Annotated in this window: 18 protein-coding genes and 1 pseudogene; 17 read left to right on the plus strand and 2 right to left on the minus strand. The window is 43.6% G+C overall.

The window, feature by feature from the left end:
* Window positions 1-471: 471 nt before the first annotated feature.
* The 13 genes from gdhA (at window position 472) to L0659_RS06315 (ending at window position 11,144) form a co-directional block, all read left to right on the plus strand.
* A complete protein-coding gene (gene gdhA / locus L0659_RS06255; RefSeq protein ID WP_310590682.1) occupies window positions 472-1,809 on the plus strand; it encodes an NADP-specific glutamate dehydrogenase in 1,338 nt (445 codons plus the stop codon).
* 390 nt (window positions 1,810-2,199) lie between these two features.
* Window positions 2,200-2,592 (plus strand): YidH family protein, encoded by a 393-nt coding sequence (locus L0659_RS06260; RefSeq protein ID WP_235124867.1) that lies wholly within the window; start codon window positions 2,200-2,202, stop codon window positions 2,590-2,592.
* Between the two features lie 407 nt (window positions 2,593-2,999).
* On the plus strand, window positions 3,000-3,437 hold the full coding sequence (locus tag L0659_RS06265) for an Rrf2 family transcriptional regulator (RefSeq protein WP_233794383.1): 438 nt from the start codon (window positions 3,000-3,002) through the stop codon (window positions 3,435-3,437).
* A gap of 145 nt (window positions 3,438-3,582) precedes the next feature.
* Window positions 3,583-5,586 carry a cbb3-type cytochrome c oxidase subunit I gene (locus L0659_RS06270; RefSeq protein ID WP_235124868.1) on the plus strand — a complete coding sequence of 668 codons (2,004 nt, stop codon included), beginning with the start codon at window positions 3,583-3,585 and terminating at the stop codon, window positions 5,584-5,586.
* 34 nt (window positions 5,587-5,620) lie between these two features.
* The gene (locus L0659_RS06275) at window positions 5,621-6,640 is read left to right on the plus strand and encodes a cbb3-type cytochrome c oxidase subunit II (protein ID WP_235124869.1); all 1,020 of its coding nucleotides are present in this window, start codon (window positions 5,621-5,623) and stop codon (window positions 6,638-6,640) included.
* Between the two features lie 44 nt (window positions 6,641-6,684).
* Window positions 6,685-6,942 carry a hypothetical protein gene (locus L0659_RS06280; RefSeq protein WP_235124870.1) on the plus strand — a complete coding sequence of 86 codons (258 nt, stop codon included), beginning with the start codon at window positions 6,685-6,687 and terminating at the stop codon, window positions 6,940-6,942.
* Window positions 6,943-6,946: 4 nt separating this feature from the next.
* Window positions 6,947-7,357, plus strand: coding sequence for a cytochrome C (locus tag L0659_RS06285; RefSeq protein ID WP_235124871.1), 411 nt, complete (start codon window positions 6,947-6,949; stop codon window positions 7,355-7,357).
* 1 nt (window position 7,358) lies between these two features.
* Window positions 7,359-7,754 carry a group III truncated hemoglobin gene (locus L0659_RS06290; RefSeq protein ID WP_235124872.1) on the plus strand — a complete coding sequence of 132 codons (396 nt, stop codon included), beginning with the start codon at window positions 7,359-7,361 and terminating at the stop codon, window positions 7,752-7,754.
* 74 nt (window positions 7,755-7,828) lie between these two features.
* Window positions 7,829-8,560 (plus strand): iron-sulfur cluster repair di-iron protein, encoded by a 732-nt coding sequence (gene ric, locus L0659_RS06295; RefSeq protein ID WP_235124874.1) that lies wholly within the window; start codon window positions 7,829-7,831, stop codon window positions 8,558-8,560.
* Between the two features lie 25 nt (window positions 8,561-8,585).
* A complete protein-coding gene (locus tag L0659_RS06300) occupies window positions 8,586-8,990 on the plus strand; it encodes a DUF488 domain-containing protein (RefSeq protein WP_235124875.1) in 405 nt (134 codons plus the stop codon).
* 27 nt (window positions 8,991-9,017) lie between these two features.
* The gene (locus tag L0659_RS06305) at window positions 9,018-10,187 is read left to right on the plus strand and encodes a cytochrome-c peroxidase (RefSeq protein ID WP_235124876.1); all 1,170 of its coding nucleotides are present in this window, start codon (window positions 9,018-9,020) and stop codon (window positions 10,185-10,187) included.
* A 58-nt stretch (window positions 10,188-10,245) separates the two neighbouring features.
* Complete coding sequence (locus L0659_RS06310) at window positions 10,246-10,524, plus strand: 2Fe-2S iron-sulfur cluster-binding protein (protein ID WP_235124877.1); 279 nt, start codon at window positions 10,246-10,248, stop codon at window positions 10,522-10,524.
* Window positions 10,525-10,718: 194 nt separating this feature from the next.
* Entirely contained in the window at window positions 10,719-11,144 is a 426-nt protein-coding gene (locus tag L0659_RS06315; protein WP_235124878.1) for a DNA-directed RNA polymerase subunit alpha C-terminal domain-containing protein, read from the plus strand.
* A 147-nt stretch (window positions 11,145-11,291) separates the two neighbouring features.
* On the opposite strand, the pseudogene L0659_RS06320 reads toward L0659_RS06315, so the two are convergent.
* Window positions 11,292-11,621: pseudogene (locus tag L0659_RS06320) on the minus strand (globin domain-containing protein); the annotation flags it as partial.
* 302 nt (window positions 11,622-11,923) lie between these two features.
* On the opposite strand from L0659_RS06320, the gene L0659_RS06325 reads away from it, so the two are divergent.
* Together L0659_RS06325 and L0659_RS06330 are read left to right on the plus strand one after the other, a co-directional pair.
* A complete protein-coding gene (locus L0659_RS06325) occupies window positions 11,924-12,202 on the plus strand; it encodes a hypothetical protein (RefSeq protein WP_235124879.1) in 279 nt (92 codons plus the stop codon).
* Between the two features lie 187 nt (window positions 12,203-12,389).
* Window positions 12,390-13,421 carry an OmpA family protein gene (locus tag L0659_RS06330; RefSeq protein WP_235124880.1) on the plus strand — a complete coding sequence of 344 codons (1,032 nt, stop codon included), beginning with the start codon at window positions 12,390-12,392 and terminating at the stop codon, window positions 13,419-13,421.
* A gap of 251 nt (window positions 13,422-13,672) precedes the next feature.
* Here the strand turns inward: L0659_RS06330 and L0659_RS26465 are convergent, their stop codons facing one another.
* Window positions 13,673-13,930: an integrase core domain-containing protein gene (locus tag L0659_RS26465; protein WP_409018760.1), complete on the minus strand. Its 258-nt coding sequence runs from the start codon at window positions 13,928-13,930 to the stop codon at window positions 13,673-13,675.
* A gap of 18 nt (window positions 13,931-13,948) precedes the next feature.
* On the opposite strand from L0659_RS26465, the gene L0659_RS26470 reads away from it, so the two are divergent.
* Complete coding sequence (locus tag L0659_RS26470) at window positions 13,949-14,101, plus strand: hypothetical protein (protein ID WP_409018762.1); 153 nt, start codon at window positions 13,949-13,951, stop codon at window positions 14,099-14,101.
* Complete coding sequence (locus L0659_RS06335) at window positions 14,061-14,378, plus strand: DUF488 family protein (protein WP_235124881.1); 318 nt, start codon at window positions 14,061-14,063, stop codon at window positions 14,376-14,378. Before L0659_RS26470 ends, L0659_RS06335 begins: the two co-directional genes overlap by 41 nt.
* Window positions 14,379-14,495 lie beyond the last annotated feature (117 nt).

Raw genomic sequence — 14,495 nt, forward strand, 5'->3', positions numbered from 1 at the left:
GAGTACCCTAAACTGTAACCTTGCACCAACATTCAGGGCACATTAACAAACGGTCGCATGTTGTGAACAAGCACTACAAACACGACACTCCGTTTCAGGAACGAAGGTTTAATGAGTAATCAATCTAACATGGCACAGCCAACACGCATTACAATTTTCAAGGATAAGGGCGCTATACTCGTTGCCGTTTTTACCTTTGTAGGTTCTGACACAGGTATTGAATCATTCTCTTATCGCCAATGGCACCTTAATACCATGACCATTGTAAACTCTCAAGTGATTTAGTACGAGGAAAACATTTAAATATATTTTCAATCAGGGAAGTTGAGAATTAGGGGATCGAAAAATTTCAAGGATTTATATAGTTATGACCCATGAAGAAAAGGTCACTGAGATGATTGTCTAAACGGGTTTTTAAGCTGCCAAAATCGTAACTTTTAATACTAATTTAAATTAATAACCGCACATACAGTGACTTCAGTTCAATCCTTCATGACCCGGATTATCGATCGAAATCCTGGTGAAAATGAATTTCACCAGGCAGTCCAAGAGGTGGCCGAAACAATTATTCCATTTATTGAGGATAAGCCGCATTACCAGAAAGCTAAAATCCTGGACCGGATCGCGGAACCTGAGCGCGTCATTATTTTCCGGGTTCCTTGGATGAACGATCTGGGCGAAGTGGAAATTAACCGGGGTTACCGTGTCCAGATGAGCAGTGCGATTGGCCCCTACAAAGGTGGCCTTCGCTTTCATCCATCTGTAAACTTGGGTACGCTTAAATTTCTTGCATTCGAGCAAATCTTTAAAAATAGTCTGACCCAGCTTCCAATGGGAGGCGGTAAAGGCGGGGCTGATTTTAATCCAAAAGGAAGGAGTGACCGTGAGGTGATGTTCTTTTGTCAGAGCTTCATGACGGAGCTATTTCGTCACATTAGCTCGGATAATGATGTTCCTGCCGGGGATATTGGTGTCGGAGCAAGGGAGATCGGATTTTTGTTTGGTCAATATAAGCGGCTGAAAAATGAGTTTACCGGGGTATTAACGGGTAAAGGTGCGAGCTACGGCGGAAGTCTGATCCGTCCGGAAGCAACAGGATACGGCGTTGTGTATTTTGTGGAACAAATGTTGAAACAGCGGCGCGACAGCATCAAAGGGAAAAGGGTGGTCATTTCGGGGTCAGGAAATGTAGCACAGTACACGCTTGAAAAGTGTATCGAGCTCGGCGCCAAAGTGGTAACGCTTTCTGACTCATCAGGTTACATTTTTGACGAACAAGGCATTGATGCTGAGAAGTTTGCCTATATCATGCACCTTAAAAATGAAGAGCGGGGGCGGATTAATTTGTATTCTGACAAGTTCGGATGTGAATTTGTATCAGGGAAAACGCCTTGGGAGGTTCCATGTGATATTGCACTGCCAAATGCTACACAGAACGAACTTGACGCGGATGATGCCAGGCTGCTAATTAAGAATGGTTGTTTTTGTGTAGCAGAAGGCGCCAATATGCCTTGTACGCCGGAAGCGATTGAAGTATTTGAAAATAATGATATTTTATATGCCCCAGGAAAGGCAGCAAATGCAGGTGGCGTAGCCGTTTCAGGGCTTGAAATGTCTCAAAATTCGCTTCGTTTATCTTGGTCGCGTGAAGAGGTCGATAGGAGATTGCAGGAAATTATCTTGAATATCCACTTGACATGCTTGCGTTACGGCCGTAAGGGAGATGGGCGCATGAGCTATATGCAGGGGGCCAATATAGGAGGCTTTGTCCGGGTAGCTGATGCTATGCTTGCGCAAGGGCTTGTTTAAATAGAGAACCTGACCACACTACCGTGCAAAGCTAATATCGACATTGCATAATATCTCTTTAACACTACGGGGGAGGATGACAGCTATGCAGGAGCAGGGTATTATCATTAAGGTATATATTTGTTATTTTGTACCCTACATTGCTAGGGTTAATACATCCGATAAGGCCAAAACAGGTGCTGACTGCTGGCAAAAGACAATATCTTAATGTCAGATCAAAAATGACCTGGATAATATGGTGATGCAATCTGATCATCGAATTATTAGCGAGCAGCAATAGTAGGATATTGCAAACCCATTGATTGAGGAGTTCTCTGATTTTTATTTAGATGCTGCATAAACTTTCCGAAACGACCTATCATATTTTTTAATATAGGACACTCCGGCCACATGAGTACAGAACAAGATAGCAATCCATCAGTATTTACGCCTAATGACCATCTGGCTAATGAACGGACTTACCTTGCTTGGTTAAGGACAGGGATCGGCATCATGGCCTTTGGATTTGTGGTTGTAAAGTTTTCACTGTTTGTAAAACAGATTGGTTTTGTGCTGCAAACACAAGTTGCTACGCCTTCGCATGCATATTCAGCCATTATTGGGATTCTTTTGGTCGTCCTAGGTATGCTTGCCATTCTGTTTGCCTTTTTGCAGTACCGTAGAACTGAAAAGCAACTTAAAACCGGGCGGTATAAACCAACAACTTTACTGACCACCATTCTTACCGGAGTCATTTTAGTCATCAGTATTCTATTAATTGCTTATCTACTGCTAAGTGTGTGATACCGCCTGTATGTATGGTCATAGAAAGTCTTTAGGCAGTAGACATCTAGATTAATCATTGCCGGGCTGTTTGCACGTACAATTCGGCTTAAAAACACCTTTACAAAGCCGATTACAATCTATTACGACGAATGCAAAGCCATTTGGATTACGTGAGATTCCTGTCACGCAAATTTAAAATAGGTTCATCATTCCTCCTGAAAGCAATATAGTTAGGTACGTAAAAGACCTGGTTTCATAGCCATTGAAGAATATGGTGACCTGGCCGATTTTAACGTATGTGTAGGGCTTGTTGTTAGAAAAAATAGTTATGCCGAAAGACAGCAAACCAGTGCGTAAAATAAAAGAGTAAAAAGTATTTTATTTTCCGAATCTTGAAGATATATTTGCACATAAACCAGATGCAGATGTTTTTTTCAAAAACGTGCGAATATGCAATAAGAGCGGTCATTTTTGTTGCCCAGAAGTCAGAAGGAGGCAGGAAAGTGGGTATTAAAGAAGTTGCGGCTGGTATTGATTCACCGGAACACTTCATTGCCAAAATCCTTCAGGAACTCAGCAAACGTGAGCTCATACAATCCAGTAAAGGTCCAAATGGCGGCTTTTATGTTGACAGCATTGCCCGGAGTAATACATTGGCCGATATTGTCAGGGCGATTGACGGGGAAAAAATATTTAAGGGCTGCGGGCTTGGGTTAAAAAGTTGCTCTGAAACAAAGCCTTGCCCACTGCACAACGATTTTAAAGAAATCAGAACAAAAATGCATCGCACGTTACAGTCTGCGACGATTGGGGAGTTTAATGAGAATTTGAACTTAGGACTGAGCTATATTAAAGAGAGATAAAATTTTCAATATTAAAAGATATTAGGGTCTTAATATATATAATATGACTGCTGTTAGTAAGTATAAGATTATAAGTAGCGTATGCCTTTTGATTTATTTGGTTGCAACTCCTGTATATGCAAATAGCCTATTTGGACAAGCCGTTATGCTATCGGTAGGAATCGTTGCATTGGTGATGGCCCTAGGTGTGCTTTTCATTGCGATCCTGACCAAAAACGTTGTTCAACATGATCTGATTAATAAAATCAACCCGGGCAAACAGGATTATTCAAGATATCTCCATAACCTGAATAGCCAACAGATTTCTTTGCTGCTCGACCGGATGGGGAAAAAGCAGCATTTAGGGGTTATTGCGCTCGCTATGCTTAGTTTGGTAAGTTTTCCTTCACACGCACAGTCGAGCCAACCAACTGCTGACTCGCTGCTGAGCCAAGGAGGTATTTTAATTACCATTGTCCTGATATCAATCCCTGTGCTGGCAGGCGCTATCTTCTTATTTTTCAAGATCACCGACACATTAAATAGGTATAGAAACCAGCAGCGCGTGGCAGAGGCCGGGCGTGTGGCAGTATATCTGGGGGGTATTGAAGGTGAGGATCTTGCAGAAACACTGCAACGAAGAAAAGATGCGCTGGATTTTGCATTGAGTCATAATGAACTGTCGGGCGCATTACCGGCCAACGACCATAAAGGGCTGATCAACAATGTAGAGCATGAGGCATCACTTCCATTTGTGGCACGTAAAAGAAAGGCGCACGTTCGTCCGAAAGTAGACCCGCAACTTTCCAGGCTTGTCACCTGGTTCATCATCACAGCTACTTTCTGGCTTGTTTTCGGGACGACGGTCGGGGAATACATTGGGATAAAATTTGTTGCGCCGGATGCAGACCAATTCAGCTGGCTGAGCTTTGGGCGATTGCGGCCGGTCCATACCAATGCCGTTTTCTGGGGCTGGGCATCACTGGCGATGCTGGGGTTGGGTAACTATGTTGTGCCCAGGGTGAGCAATACAAATCTGTTCAGCATAAAACTGGGATGGTACACATTGATCCTTATTAACACGGCGGTGGTACTGGGCACGTTGTGTTTGATGGCCGGAATCAATAATGGGGGCGGGGAGTACCGGGAATACATATGGCCGGTGATGCTGCTGTTTGGCATTGGGCTTCTGCTAACATTGATCAATTACTTTAAGACAGTTGCGAGCCGCACCACGAAGGAGATCTATATTTCAAACTGGTACATTGTCTCTTCCGTAATTTTCGGAATTGTGATCGCGGTCGTTGCATATGTGCCTCTTTGGCAAAATGGGCTGGGTGAAACGATCATTCAAGGCTATTACATGCACCAGGGTGTTGGAATGTGGTTCATGCTGTTTACGCTCGGGATCGTTTACTACTTCCTGCCCCAGCAGCTCAATAAACCGATCTATTCGTATAGCCTGGGTATACTTGCTTTTTGGACCCAGATCCTTTTTTATACACTCATTGGTACCCATCATTTTGTTTTCAGTGCGATTCCCTGGTGGCTTCAAACGGTCGCAATTGTAGGTAGCGTGGGCATGATTATCCCTGTGGTGGCAGGTACAACCAACTTCCTGCTGACCTTCAAAGGCGCGTGGTACAAGATCACCGACAGCTATACACTTCCGTTCTTTTTAACGGGTATCCTTTTTTACTTTACCGGTTCCTTGCAAGGAACTGCCGAAGCATTCCGGTCTACCAATCTGCTATGGCATTTCACTGATTTTACTGTCGCCCATTCCCATTTGACGATGTATGGCATTATATGCTTTTTGCTATGGGCAGGCATTTACGCACTCATGCCGCGTATTACAGGCCAGGAGCCGCCGCAAATCACGGTTGGTGCACACTTTTGGCTGGCATTGATCGGGCTATTGTTTTACACGATACCATTGATGTATGGCAGTACCATGCGCGGGCTGATGTGGATGGAGGCCAAGCCTTTTATTGACTCAGTGAGTTTTATGGCGCCGTTTTGGCTCTGGCGGGCAATTGGTGGAAGCCTGATGTGGCTCTCACACCTGTTTTTCGCTTATAATCTTTACCGGATGATGGTGACGCCGGGCACGGTTGATATTAAAAAAACGGCATTTGAAAAGCTGAGATCTATCGATCACGTGTCCTGAAAGCGAGTATTACTATCCCATTTAATTTGACATCATGGATTTTTTCGATAATCATAACAAACTATTTGGCGCTGCGTTCCTGCTCTTTATCGGCTTAACTGCTTTCGTGGCCGTATTGCCTGCCATAGATAATGAGCAGAACAATGCGCCGCTGCCAAGTGCAGTGCCGCTCAGTGATGCGGCGATCAGGGGAAAGGCATTGTATGTTTCTAATGGATGCGTGGCCTGCCATACCCAGCAGGTCCGTAATGTGGATATGGACAAGGTTTGGGGCCAGCGGCCCGGGCTTGCGGCAGACTATGCTTCCAACCGCCGAACGGATTTCTGGCGTAATACGGCCACGCTGATGGGTACTGAGCGGACCGGGCCCGACCTGACCTCGATCGGAAGCCGGCAGCCCAGCCGGGAATGGAACCTGGTGCATTTATACAACCCGCGCATTGTGATCAAGCAGTCCATTATGCCGGCTTATCCCTGGCTGTTTGAAAGTAAAGCTGAGCCGGCAAAAGAGGATGTGGTAGTAAATGTTCCTGATGCGTTTCAAAGACAAGGGATGACTCTGGTAGCTACTCAGGACGCACTGGACCTGGTCGCTTATTTGCAATCATTGAAACAAGCGGAACTCCCAGGCGCGGCGGGACCTCCGGCCTTTTTATACGCAAAGCAGGAACAGAAAACGGAAAGTACGGATCAGTCCACGCAGTCCGATACTGAAACTTCCGAAAATGGCCAGATGCTTTACGCCACCCATTGTCAGGCATGTCATCAGGAAAGCGGGGAAGGTTTGAAAGGCGCTTTCCCACCTTTGAAAGGTAGTACAGTTGTAGTCGATAAAGATCCTTCATTAATCGTAAACATCATCATGCGGGGCTATGATGCCCGCCAGGAATACGGGGCAATGCCCGCTGTGGGAGCGAATGCAGATTTAAGTCCGGAGCAAATAGCCGCCATTATTAACCATGAGCGCAGCAGCTGGGGCAACAATGCACCAAAGGTATCGGTAAAGGAAGTGGAGCAGATTGTGCAGAAAATCAAGGAAATGCCTGTGCAATAGATGCCATGACGGCATTTGTAAAATTAAACGAATTCAGATTTGATATGAAAAAAGCCTTTTTGTTAGCCGTGTTTGTCTTGATAGGCTTATTTGCTGCGGCGTGCCCGGTATGTGACCAGCGTCAGCCGAAGCTATTACAAGGTATAGCCCATGGATCCGGCCCGGAGAGCAACTGGGACTATCTGATCGTTTCGCTTGCTGCCATCATTGTGATACTGACGCTCTTCTTCTCTGCAAAGATGTTGATCAAACCTGGTGAAAAGTCCGGCGACCATATCAAAAGGCTCATTATAAACATTTAATGACATGGAAGATAAAAGCACAGTTTTTCTTTTCCTGGATCAGGATCAAACGCCAATCGCTGAGTTTATCTCTCCTGTGAATTTTGAGCTGGATACCCGTAAAATGGTAGATGGCAAGCATGAGCTGAAAATCATCAGTAAAGATCCGGCGGGCAAAGAAGGTATCCGCATCATTCCTTTCGAGGTGAAGAACGGGCCTGCCATTGCCGTCGAAGGTATCACCGAGAATGCAGTGGTGGACGGGATAGTCCCATTAATGATCAATGCATATGGAAAAGGGGACCAAAAGCGGTTTCTGATTACCGGAAGTGAAACTCCCCAGAGCATTCCTGCCTGGATCTGGATCCTGCTCATCGGCTTTTTAGGATGGTCGATCTATTACCTTATCCGATACATTGACTTGATTAAAATTTGAAATGAAAACAAAACAACAGATACTCGACATCGAGGACATCAAGCTTCTGGTAAATTCCTTTTACGCAAAAGTTAGGGCAGATACATTGCTATCACCTGTTTTTAATGAGCGGATCGGTGGTAACTGGCCGCAGCATATGGAAAAGATGTCCAAGTTCTGGCAGACAGTGCTTTTAAAGGAGCATACTTATTATGGAAGCCCGTTTACGCCGCATGCGATGTTACAGGTTGACCACACGCATTTTGAAAAGTGGATGGACTTATTTGTCGGGACCATTGATGAACTGTTTATCGGCGAGAAAGCCCAGGAAGCAAAGTTCAGGGCCCAGAAAATGGCAGAGATGTTTGAAAACAAAATCAAGTACTATCAAAGCGATCGATCCCGTGTGATTTTATGATACCCGGCTCAAACCGACATTGTATTAGTGAGATGCAGGTCAGGGAACGCTGATACTTTCACTTATATCATATTATGGAAAATTTTCAAAATGAAACAGTTGGCTCCATTGTAGCCAGAAATTGGAAGACATCGTTTGTTTTTCAAAAACACAATATTGATTTTTGCTGCAATGGGGCAATTTCCTTGTCGGAAGCCTGTGTGAAAAACGGAGTGGATATCGGGATTTTATCACAGGAGATCTTACGTTCTATGCAAACTACCGCAGATCCGCAAAAAGACTTTGATGTCTGGGAGCTTGATCTGCTGGCAGAGTACATCGAGGCAAAGCATCACAAATATACGGCAGAAAAGATGCCGCAAATACTGGCTAATCTTAACAAAATTTGCTTGGTACATGGTACAAACCATTCTGAGCTTTTGGAAATAAGAGACCTTTTCAGGGACATAGCCCACGAACTGACGGTCCATATGAAAAAAGAGGAGTTCATGATTTTCCCCGTTATCAAAAAGATGGTCTGGGCAGGTAATCAGCAACAGAACATTCCTTCTCAAACTTACGGTAGCATCCAAAATCCGATCGCTGTCATGATGCAGGACCATGAAAATGAAGGCGAGCGGATGCGAAAAATTGCAGCATTGAGTGACAATTATAGACCGGCCCCTGATGCTTGCACTACATATAAAGCTTCGTTTTTTATGCTTAAAGAATTTGAGAGTGATCTGCACAAGCATAAACATTTGGAAAATAATATCCTTTTTCCAAAAGCTGTCCAACTCGAAAAAGAAATGCAGGCGGCTTATTAGGACTAACCTAACATTTGATTAGAGTATGAGGTCTGATAAAATGGAAGCTAATGACCAGGATCTTGTAATAAACGTAAAGCGGATATATGAACGGCCTAGCAAAAAGGACGGCTTTCGCATACTTGTTGACCGTTTGTGGCCCAGGGGTTTAAAGAAAAGCGAAGCGGGGGTCGACTTTTGGCTGAGAGAAATTGCCCCGAGTGCAGAACTAAGAAAATGGTTTAACCACGACCCGGAGCGGTGGACCGAGTTTGTTTCAGACTACAACTTCCAGCTCAATAAAAAAAGGCAGATTGCCGAGCAGCTTATCGCCTTGATAAAGGAGCACAAAAATGTTTCCCTTTTGTATGCTGCCCAAAACGAAGCGTGTAACAACGCAGTTGCCCTGAAAGCGTTCCTGGACAAATTCATGAAAGCGGACCATCAATGATTACGATACGATGGCAAACCAATGATTATGCGTCCCATTTGTTTAGTGTTTTTATTAATGATGCTTTGTTCCTGCGGAAGAGATCAGGAAACATTGCGCCATAGAAAGCCGCAAGTAATTGAAACAATTGCTGATCTAGGCGCCTTGCCCCGGTACGTGACAGACCCGGAAGACAACCTTTCGACCCAGGAAAAAGTAAACCTGGGCCGATTTTTGTTTTTTGATCCTATCCTTTCCGGAAGTAAAGACGTATCGTGCGCGAGCTGCCATCAGCCGGAGTTCAATTATGCAGAGTTCCTGGAAACTTCCATCGGGGTAAATGGGAGAGGCACTGGCAGCAAGCGGCGATTTCTGGATCCCAATGACATTCCGTTTGTCAAAAGAAACTCGCAAAGCATTTTAAACACAGCCTTTAACGGCATAACCAATCACGAAACATACAGGCCTGAACTGGCCCCGATGTTTTGGGATTTAAGAGCAAAAGGATTAGAGGCGCAGGCATTGGAGCCAATTAAAACACTGGAAGAAATGCGGGGCAATGCTTATGTGGATCACCAGATACTGGATGAAATCATCGAGCGGATAAATAAGATCCCTGCCTATAATGAGCTATTTTCGAAAGCATTTCCCACAGATCCCAAACCAGTCACCCAAAAAAATTTAGCGAAGGCGTTAGCGTCCTTCGAGCGGACGCTTATTGCTACCAATACTCGGTTTGACCAGTACATGCGCGGTGACAGCAATGCGTTGTCGACCAGCGAAAAAGATGGGCTGAATGCGTTTTTAGTAACAGGATGCGCGAAATGTCACTCGGGGCCCATGTTTTCTGATTATAAGCTACATACTTTGGCCGTACCGGACACTGATAACCGGGCAGAAAGTGACGCGGGGTTCAACCAGAATTATGCCTTCCGGACACCCACACTACGTAACCTGCGCTTTACTGCTCCTTACATGCATAGTGGCAAGTTTACTACTCTGGATCAGGTGTTGTTGTTTTATGAGGATGTGGCAGGAGGCAAGATCCTGAACCCGAACGTGAAAGCCGGCAGCATTGACTCGCTTGCCACACACATGGACGTTAATTTCAAAGATATTTCAAGGATCGTCGAATTTTTGAATACGCTCAACGATGATTCCTTTGACAAAACCATCCCTGAAACTGTACCAAGTGGTTTACCTGTAGTAGGTCTTTGAACATAATGGGGAGTAAGCAGAAGCATTAACACAAATTAATGTAAAACAATTATGAATTTTGGAAGAAGAACAAAAAAGCACAATTCTCTTTACACTGATTTACGGAAATGAAGAATATCAGGTCCAGACGCTGGAAAGGAAATACCTGTCTTTGATGACGTTAATTTCGGATTATGTGAACATTTCTGGATTTGGGCTCTGTTGTGGTATGGGAAGCTGCGGAACCTGTATGGTACAAATAGATGGACGCTTCACCCTAGCCTGTCAGGTTCCTGTTGACGATTGGCTTGCTAATTCCGAAGTAAAAATTGAGCCTTCCATTATTTTTACATCTTGATGCTATTAACCCTTACATCTATCTAGTAAAAGATACTTAAGAAAGAAAAAATGCAACCTTTGAGGAAATAATGAAGGCTTATAAAATTTCATCAAAAACTACATTTTATAAAATATTAAAAGCAGCTGAGAAGGTTGTATAGAATATGTTTGCTTCAATGATTAAATAGTTGATCATCAGTAACTTAAATAAGTATGGCAAAAAATAAAATTGAAACGGAGGAGATTTTGAAAGCGTCTTATAGAGTTGAACTGTTTATTAGGAAGTTTGAGAAGCAGATCCAAACAGCTCTAATTTATGAGCCTAGTGATAGTATTAGACAGGATATACAAGTGCTGAATGAATTTGTGAAAAATCAAAAGATGCTTATCGAGGATGCTAGGAAATCTCTTTCGGGGAATTACGATTATAAGGGTAATTACTTAGATACAGAAATTGTCTCGACCCCACTTTCAACGCGGACTTCCTTATGTTTGAAAAGTGCTGATATAAAAACAGTCAAAGACTTGATAGAAGCAAAGAATAAATACGGACTAAGTCATTTTAAGAATTTTAGAAATTTTGGGAAAACCGCGTATGATGAAGTTGTTCGATTTATAAATATCGTTGAAAGCCTCTAACATCGCATGAGATGCTGTACTGGCGCGGTTGGAATACATTCAATTTCGGCACAAACAGACGTACTGTAATATAATGTCCCGGAATATAGTCGGCTACATTTCCCTTATCAGAAGGATATAGGTAGATGAATTAATCTCCTGCGACTCCTACATCTTTTGTTTTATCACAAAAGGCGGCCAGCCACGCCATCCACCCTTTTTCGCTACTGATTTACTATACAAATCCGCTTGTGCACCCGACATGATCGCTGCGAGTTGCTGGTATGCGACCAGCCATGCGTCAATGAGTCCGGGTGTTGCAGCCTCGCCGAGCACTTCTCCAATGGAAGCCAGTAAATGCTTGCCGACGATGTCATACTGCTCGGGCCTGACATCGAGGCTTACGTGTTTGTTGGCAGTTCGGTTCAGGGCATGGGATAGCACCTGCGGGTTATCGATGTGTTCAGCATAAGCTAACACAGCCATTGCCAGCGCAGTTGGCTGGGCTCCAGAATGCTGGTTTACTGAATTAAATACATTTCTGAGCTCCGGATTTTTTTGAGCATCCTGTTATAGAAATAGGTGCCCAGCCATGTAACCGCAATAAGCTGCATAAAAAACCGGTGGTTAAAACGAAGTATGGAGGCTAAGCTACTTTTAGCAGTTCCAGCTCTTTGGAAGCTTATTTTAGTATGTTTTAAGTACTTGGAAGTACGTTAAAACATACTGTTGCGCAGTGTCAGTCCAGAGCAGTTTTGTATCCGATACATAATAATGTCTCTCCTTCATTAACCGGTTGAGTGCCCCGCTTTATAAAGGATGATCCCATTTTGATCTACACTGATATCGGCTACTGGTTTTCCAAAGACGTCGGTGATATAACCGATCTCTTGCCCTTTGACAACCTGATCCCCACTTTTCAAGTCCGTGACGGTTTTTTCCCCTTTCTTTACTTTAACCCAAAAGAGCAGAGCGAGGCTGTCGAACACAGCAAAGGAGAAAAGAAAGAGCTGGCGCAGCAACCTGAAATCAAGCCCCGGCAGGAGCAGCAGAAAAAGAGTGGTTTTGGGTTTGGATGAGAAAATAGTTATACCTTATTAGCTTCATTTTGCTCGAAGCATAAATAGTTCGAGCAAAATTCCTATCATTATTGCTCTTATGAGAATCATAAGGACGGTTTTAGTCGAATATTCTCATTGAAGATCCACAGGAAGTAAAGTAATGCTATCCCATTGGCCACAGTTAATTGATATGTAAATGAACCTTATGAAAAAAATAACGCTTCAATTCCTTTTATTTTTAGTCCTTTCTGGAATTACTTTTTCCTGTAATAGCAAAAGCAAAGAAGAATATCTCGAAGACGATTCTACTGAGACGCGTTTACCCGACTCTGATTCTAAAAATAAAGATATCGACAACAATACCCAACCATTTGACATCAACTCTATTTCGGTATCGGAAGCAGAACTAGGTGATATTCCATTCTTTAGCCTGCCGAATAATATTATATACCAAAACAAACCTATTAAGCGGGATTACGACGAAATTTATTTTCCGCTTACAAAAGGATCAACGCTCGAAAAAATCAGCGGCAAATCGTTTAAATCGTACCTCGTAGAAGACGACAAAGGAAGTAGCGACTGGTCGTTGCCATATTTATTAAAAAGCTATGACGATGCTATAAAGTCGGTTGGCGGTGTGTTGGTGTTTGAAGGAGAAATTTCAAAGGAGCAATCAGATTACCTCAAAGCAAATGCTACTTATCTTGGTGAGGAAGGCTCCATTGATTATTGGAATGAGCCCGTAAAAGTGTATGTCATTCGAAAAGCGGCCGGTGACAATATCTATATTCAACTTTATGGCAATTCAGCAAGTGGTGCCATTCAAGTAGTTCAAAAAGAGCCATTTAAGCAAACAATCACCCTTTTAAAAGCCGATCAGATTCAAAACGATTTAAATGAAAAAGGAAAAGCGGTGCTCCACATTAATTTTGATACAGATAAAGCATCATTAAAACCGGACGGCCAGGAAGCGGTGGCAGAAATCGCGAAAGTGTTGCAATCTAACAAAGATCTCAAAATTGAAATCAATGGGTATACCGATAACGCAGGAACAGCTGACCGAAACCAAAAACTTTCAGAAGCGAGGGCCGAAGCAGTAAAAAACGAGATAATCAAAACTGGAATTGAAACAGGCCGCCTTACGGCAAAGGGTTTTGGGCAGGAAGCTCCAATTGCAGATAATTTGACCGAGGATGGACAAGCTCGAAACAGAAGAGTAGAACTAGTAAAACGATAGGATACACCAAATAACAAAGTATTCGGGAAAACCGTCATAACCTCTAAATATGGTTTTGTTTTCCGTAAAGTCCAGTGTATTTAATCCTCAGTTGTATTCCGATATCTAACATTAGACAAAGTACTTATTAACCAGGAATGCGAAAAAGTGCAAACCAACACACCTCTAACCGGAGACAAAGAGCATAACAAATCCCAGATCTGGCCGCTCGATGCATTACGCTGACTTTACCTTACAGATTTAATTAAGATTTACACCATTTTGTAGACGAGTCGATTTTGTAATATTCCAGTTGCCTTTCTTTTTGTAGGTCTCCACTTTTTTAGCATCGGCCCGTTACACTCAAGAGCTTGGTTAGGTGTTAGATAATTGCAGTTGTCATGAGGCCTTTTCGGATTATAATATGCGATTGCTTCTGCCGCTAGTTGCTTTGCCTGCTCATATGAGAAGAAAGTCCGATCAAGAGAAAATTCCTCATCCAGGGTTCGGATCATTCTTTCTGCTAGCACATCCTCGTGGATCGCCTTATGTTCGAGCGGTTACACAGGGTTGAGAATTCAAACGGCCGCACTCATGAGGGAACCGGGATCGAGCTTTCCCTTGTTGCCGAGCTGGTAAATTTGCATCACGGGCATATCAGTGTCGAAAGTGCTTTTGGGAAGGCACCACCTTTACCGTAAAGTACCATTAGGCAAGGACCATTTGAACGGACTAGTCAAAAGGACTGGCTTCGCATATACTTGTCAGCCGTTTGTGGCCCAGGGGATTAAAGAAAGCGAAGGCGGTGTTGTTCTTTGGCTGAGAGAAATTACCCCGACTGCCGAACTTAAAAAATGGTTTAACCAAGAACTGGAACGGTGGGTGGAGTTTATTGAAGCCTACAACTTTCAGTTGAACAAAAAAGGCAGATTGCTCTTTAAAATCTACCAGGTCAACTGCCCATATTTTTTGCTGTAACAAGTATTGCTTCCTCGGTGGTGGGTCATCGGGCAGATTAGCCGGCCGTTAGTCTTGCAGCTCAAGATCAGCCGCGCATGCATTTGGTTGCCTTCGTTCGCTTCTCCACATTGATGG

The organism is Dyadobacter sp. CY347, assembly GCF_021502655.1.
GTDB lineage: Bacteria > Bacteroidota > Bacteroidia > Cytophagales > Spirosomataceae > Dyadobacter.

What these genes read in the sequence shown, in the direction of transcription:
- L0659_RS06290 (WP_235124872.1), top strand. Translation starts at nt 7,359, where the DNA reads ATGAAAACAAAACAACAGATACTCGACATCGAGGACATCAAGCTTCTG.
- L0659_RS06275 (WP_235124869.1), top strand. Translation starts at nt 5,621, where the DNA reads ATGGATTTTTTCGATAATCATAACAAACTATTTGGCGCTGCGTTCCTG.
- L0659_RS06315 (WP_235124878.1), top strand. Translation starts at nt 10,719, where the DNA reads ATGGCAAAAAATAAAATTGAAACGGAGGAGATTTTGAAAGCGTCTTAT.
- L0659_RS06270 (WP_235124868.1), top strand. Translation starts at nt 3,583, where the DNA reads ATGCTATCGGTAGGAATCGTTGCATTGGTGATGGCCCTAGGTGTGCTT.
- L0659_RS06305 (WP_235124876.1), top strand. Translation starts at nt 9,018, where the DNA reads ATGCGTCCCATTTGTTTAGTGTTTTTATTAATGATGCTTTGTTCCTGC.
- L0659_RS06260 (WP_235124867.1), top strand. Translation starts at nt 2,200, where the DNA reads ATGAGTACAGAACAAGATAGCAATCCATCAGTATTTACGCCTAATGAC.
- ric (WP_235124874.1), top strand. Translation starts at nt 7,829, where the DNA reads ATGGAAAATTTTCAAAATGAAACAGTTGGCTCCATTGTAGCCAGAAAT.
- L0659_RS06300 (WP_235124875.1), top strand. Translation starts at nt 8,586, where the DNA reads ATGAGGTCTGATAAAATGGAAGCTAATGACCAGGATCTTGTAATAAAC.
- L0659_RS06280 (WP_235124870.1), top strand. Translation starts at nt 6,685, where the DNA reads ATGAAAAAAGCCTTTTTGTTAGCCGTGTTTGTCTTGATAGGCTTATTT.
- L0659_RS06330 (WP_235124880.1), top strand. Translation starts at nt 12,390, where the DNA reads ATGAAAAAAATAACGCTTCAATTCCTTTTATTTTTAGTCCTTTCTGGA.
- L0659_RS06285 (WP_235124871.1), top strand. Translation starts at nt 6,947, where the DNA reads ATGGAAGATAAAAGCACAGTTTTTCTTTTCCTGGATCAGGATCAAACG.
- L0659_RS06265 (WP_233794383.1), top strand. Translation starts at nt 3,000, where the DNA reads ATGTTTTTTTCAAAAACGTGCGAATATGCAATAAGAGCGGTCATTTTT.
- L0659_RS26470 (WP_409018762.1), top strand. Translation starts at nt 13,949, where the DNA reads ATGTTCGAGCGGTTACACAGGGTTGAGAATTCAAACGGCCGCACTCAT.